At 72.9% G+C, this 4485-nt stretch carries 4 protein-coding genes, 1 pseudogene and 1 riboswitch; all 5 genes and pseudogenes read right to left on the reverse strand.

The window, feature by feature from the left end:
* The coding region (locus tag AC08OU_RS22850; RefSeq protein ID WP_476605766.1) for a pyridoxamine 5'-phosphate oxidase family protein at window positions 1–375 on the reverse strand (375 nt) is incomplete at its 3' end.
* Between the two features lie 181 nt (window positions 376–556).
* A complete protein-coding gene (locus tag AC08OU_RS22855) occupies window positions 557–1327 on the reverse strand; it encodes a GNAT family N-acetyltransferase (protein ID WP_476602149.1) in 771 nt (256 codons plus the stop codon).
* Window positions 1324–2226: an NADP-dependent oxidoreductase gene (locus tag AC08OU_RS22860; RefSeq protein WP_476602150.1), complete on the reverse strand. Its 903-nt coding sequence runs from the start codon at window positions 2224–2226 to the stop codon at window positions 1324–1326. The genes AC08OU_RS22855 and AC08OU_RS22860 overlap by 4 nt, the downstream gene beginning before the upstream one ends.
* A gap of 327 nt (window positions 2227–2553) precedes the next feature.
* Window positions 2554–3747 (reverse strand): LLM class flavin-dependent oxidoreductase, encoded by a 1194-nt coding sequence (locus AC08OU_RS22865; RefSeq protein WP_476602151.1) that lies wholly within the window; start codon window positions 3745–3747, stop codon window positions 2554–2556.
* Window positions 3748–3778: 31 nt separating this feature from the next.
* Window positions 3779–4270 (reverse strand): annotated as a pseudogene (locus AC08OU_RS22870) (ATP-binding cassette domain-containing protein); the annotation flags it as partial.
* A 36-nt stretch (window positions 4271–4306) separates the two neighbouring features.
* Window positions 4307–4417, reverse strand: a riboswitch (SAM riboswitch).
* Window positions 4418–4485 lie beyond the last annotated feature (68 nt).

Consider the following 4485-nt stretch of genomic DNA (forward strand, 5'->3'; position numbering starts at 1 on the left):
ATCAACGAATGGCTGCCCCGATGAACTTCCCAAACAGGCCCTAACCGCGTCCTCCTCGATCGCGGCGGTCAGCTTCGAGCCCACGGCCGTCCGGAAGGCCACCGCCTCCCCGTCCATCACGTAGTTCACCGGCAGCACGAGGACCTCCCCGTCCGCCCGGAACGCCACCCGGCCGAGCTGCTCGTTCCCGAGCAGCCACAGGCAGGTTGCGGGGGACAGCACCCCGCCACCGGCATGGTCGAAGGCGAATGCCACCCTGATGCTGGTCCCGGTGGTCTGGGTCGGTGTCTGCGTCGTGGGCATGGCCAGCTCGGTCCGATCGGTCGGTGAAGCCACGGTGACGAGCGCCGGCGCGCCCGCGTTCGGCGGGGTCATCGCGTCATCCCCCTCGTTCTGGGTCGTCGGCGTACCTCCACTTCTGAACGGTAGTCGGACGGGGCGAGCGCGGGCAGGGCCGGTCGTCGCGCCGGCGCGGGTCGTCCGACCGGGGGATGGCCTGCCGGCGGTCCGCACCGGCCCGCGGGGAAGGCGTTCGCCACGCGGGCCGGTGCGGTGGTTACGCGGCCGGCTCGATATCCGGTATCTGCGCGGCGCGGAACGTCACCTCACGCCGCAGCCGGAACCCGAGCGACTCGTAGAGCCGGATCGCGTTCGTGTTGGTCGCCGCGGCGTGCAGGAACGGTGTTTCCCCGCGGGCCCGGATGCCCGCGGCGACCGCGCGGACGAGCCGGGTCGCGAGGCCTTGGCCCCGGTGGCCCGCGTCCGTGCAGACGGCGCTGATCTCGGTCCAGCCGGGCGGGTGCAGCCGTTCCCCGGCCATCGCCACCAGCGTGCCGTCCCGCCGGATGCCGAGGTACGTGCCGAGCTCGATCGTGTGGGGCAGGAACGGCCCGGGTTTGGTGCGTTCGACCAGCGCGAGCATCTCCGGCACGTCCGCGGGCCCCAGCCGCACGGCCTCCTCGTCCGGGAACGCGTCGACCCCCTCGTCCACGAGCTGCGCGCCGTCGAAGCTTGCCTCTTCCCAGCCGGGCGGCGGGGAAGCGTCGATGCCGGTGAACGGCACGATCGCGCCCGGGCCGAGCATCGCTGCGGCGTTGCGCCAGGTGCCCTCGTCGGGCACGTCCGGCAGGGCGACGAACGGTGACACGTTGACCGGGTAGCGCAGCACGTCACCGACCCGCTCGGCGAAATGCGCGTGCGGACCCAGGAGGGAGGAACGGACGGGGTTGTTCAGCACGTGCTGGCCGGTCACGTGCCGCCTGGGCTCCTGCCGGTCGGGCTCCTGCCGGTCGGGGACATGGCGTCGGGGAACGGCAAGCTCGGTCACGCGGCGATCTCGATCACGATCTTGCCGCGGGCGTGGCCGTTCTCCACCGCGCGCAGCGCCGCCGGGGCTTGGTCCAGCGGGAAGGTTGCGGTCACGAGCGGGTCCAGCGCGCCGTCCACGACCAGCTGGGCGACCGCGTCGAGCACGCGGCTGTCCCGGGCCCGCTGGACCGTCGTCCCGCCGTGCCGGTCGCTCGCCCCGGACAAGGCTGTGACGAGCTTCGACCGGTCCGCGAGGACCTCGACGACGTCGTCCAGCGTCTCGCCCCCGACGAGATCGTAGATTCCGTCGACCCCCCTGGGCGCGGCGGCCCGCACCCGGTCCGCGATGCCGGGGCCCGGCTCGACGTGCGCGACGCCGAGGGCCTCGACGAAGTCCTTCTTGCCGGCGCTCGCGGTGCCGACGACCGTCAGGCCCGCCTGCCGGGCGATCTGCGCAGCGGCCACTCCCACGCCGCCACCCACACCGGTGATCAGCAGGGTGGCGCCGGGCGGCAGGGCCAGCTGGTGCACGCCGTCGTAGGCGGTCGCCGCCGCGACCGGCAGCGTCGCCGGCTTGCGCGCGCTCTCCCCGGCGGTCAGCACCGTGTACTCGGCGTAGCCACCGCCCGGCGCGCTGCCGAACACCTCGTCGCCGATGGCGAATCCGTCGACGTCCGGGCCCACCTGCGTCACCACGCCGGCGGCCTCCACTCCGAGTACGACCGGAAACACGGCTGGCGGGGCGGCCGGCAGCCGCAGGCCGCCCCGCAGCTTCCAGTCCACGGGGTTGACCCCGGCGGCACGTACCGCGATCGTGAGCTGACCCGGCCCGGCTACCGGGATCGGGAGGTCGGCGAATGCCTCCACCTCCGGACCGCCGTGGTCGCTGTAGACGTACGCCTTCGGCACCACAACCACCGTTCCCTTCGCCGTTTCCCCTGGCCGTCCCGCCGCGGCCGTCCCGCCGCGCCGAGACCTCCGCGATATCCGCGATCGGCGTCTACGCCGACCGCGGTCACCTACAACACCGGGCCGGGCCGCCACCTTCCGGCGGTGGCCGGCACCGGGGCGGCGGCGCCTGCCGCGGTCAGGCCGATAGTCAGATTCTGGTTCTGTTCGACGTCGAAGAAGGGCCGAAGAAGATCGAAGGAGGTCAGGGAGGTCAGGGAGGTCAGGAGAGGCCTGGGAGGCCGGGAAAGGCCGGATGAGGCCGGGGAGACCTGGGCAGGTGCGATCCCGGCCTACTCACGCCCGGCGTCGGCGCCACTCCTTGGTGAGCAACTCGTAGGACCGCACCCGGTCGGCGTGCTGGTGGGTGATCGTGGTGATGGCGAGCTCGTCGGCCCCGGTCGCCTGGGCCAGCTGCTCGAGCCGGTCGGCGATGGTTCGCGGGGACCCGACGAGCTGGGTGGTGACCCGGTCCTCGACGAGCGCGCGGTCGGCGTTGCTCCAGGCGTGCGCCGCGGCCTGCTCCGGGCTGGGGAACGGGATGGCCCCGGCGCCGGAACGGATGCTGCGGACCCACAGGCCGTAGCCGGCGGCCAGCCGTGCGGCGCTCGCATCGTCCTCCCCGACGACGACGTCCGCCGAGACCGACACGTACGGCTCGGCGAGTTCCGCCGACGGCCGGAACGCGGCCCGGTAGGCGTCGACGGCATCGAGCACGGTGCTGGGGTTGTGGTGGTAGGAGGCCGCGAACCGCAGCCCGCGCTCGCCGGCGACGGCGGCGCTCGATCCGCCGGATGCCCCGAGGATCCAGACCTGCACGTTCGCGCCCTCACCGGGGTAGGCGTGCGCCTGGAGGCCGTCGGCCGAGCGATAGGTTCCGCGCAGCAGCGCGAGGACGTCGTCGATCTGCTCGGCGTAGTCCGGGGTGTAGGCGCTCGGCTGCTGCAGCAGCGACAGCATCAGCCCCAGCCGCGACGAGCCGAGCAGCCCGCGGAAGCCGTAGCGATTGGGGATCAGCAGGCCGTTCTCGGCCCGCTGCTCGATGCTGTGGTCCGCCCCGCCGAGCCCGGCGGAGTAGGCCGCCGCCGCCGAGATCAGGCTTCGTTCGGCTGCCGGGTCGTTCACCGGCCCGCCGGGCCCGGGGGCCGGCCGGCTGGGCGAGCGTCCGATCCCGAGGTCGAGGCGGCCCGGGTGCAGGGCGTCGATGAGGCCGAACTCCTCAACCACCGACAGCGGGGTGCGGTGTCCGGCCTGCACCCCGGCCGACCCGAGCCGGATGGTCCTCGTCGCTCCGGCCACCAGGGCGATGGCGACGGCGGGGGAGACGCCGAGGACGCCGGGATTGAGGTGATGTTCCGCGAACCAGTAGCGTTCGTACCCGAACTCCTCCGCCCGCCGGGCCAGATCGACGGTGTTGCGCAGTGCTTCGCCGTTCGTGCCGCCATCACTGACCGGGACGAGGTCGAGGACGGCCAATGGGATCTCACTCATCGCGAACCTTTCAGGTCGGTCGGCTCGTCTCTCACTGTGGCTGTCCGGCGGCACCGTCGTCGGCGGGCCGGGGGCGCAGCGCCGCGCCGTCGAGGGTGGGGAGCGCGGCGAGCAGGCTGCGGGTGTACTCGTGGCGGGGGTTTGCGAACAGCTCCTCGACGTCTCCGGCTTCCACGACCCGCCCGTCCTTCATCACCAGGACCCGGTCGCTGACGTGGTAGATCACGCCGAGGTGATGGGAGATGAAGACGTAGGAGATCCCCAGCCGCGCCTGCAGATCGGCCAGCAGGTCGAGCACCTGCGCCTGGATGGAGACGTCGAGGGCGGAGACCGGCTCGTCGCAGATGATGACCCGCGGTCGCGGGGCGAGCGCCCGGGCGATCGCGACCCGTTGGCGCTGCCCCCCCGACAGCTGGCGCGGCCGGCGGTCGAGCACGCTCTCGTCCAGCCCGACCTGCTCGATCAGTTCGAGGACGCGGGCCCGGCGCGCGGCGCGGCGAACCCCCTGCACCGCCAGCGGCTCGCTTCACAGCTCCCTCGGCTCAGGCCCGGGAGTACGGGCCCGCGCTTGCCGCACCCGGGGGCACGGCCGTGTCCTCATCCGGGGCACCCCTTCGCGAACGAGGGTTGCCGGTCAACAAGCCAGGGCTGAACGTTGGCGCTCGTGACAGCTCGGTCAACCATCAGCCAAGCGGCTGATCTGACAAACCTAGGTCCTGTTTGGGAAGTTTATCGGGG

The sequence above is a fragment of the Frankia sp. CcMO1 genome (genome assembly GCF_977945845.1).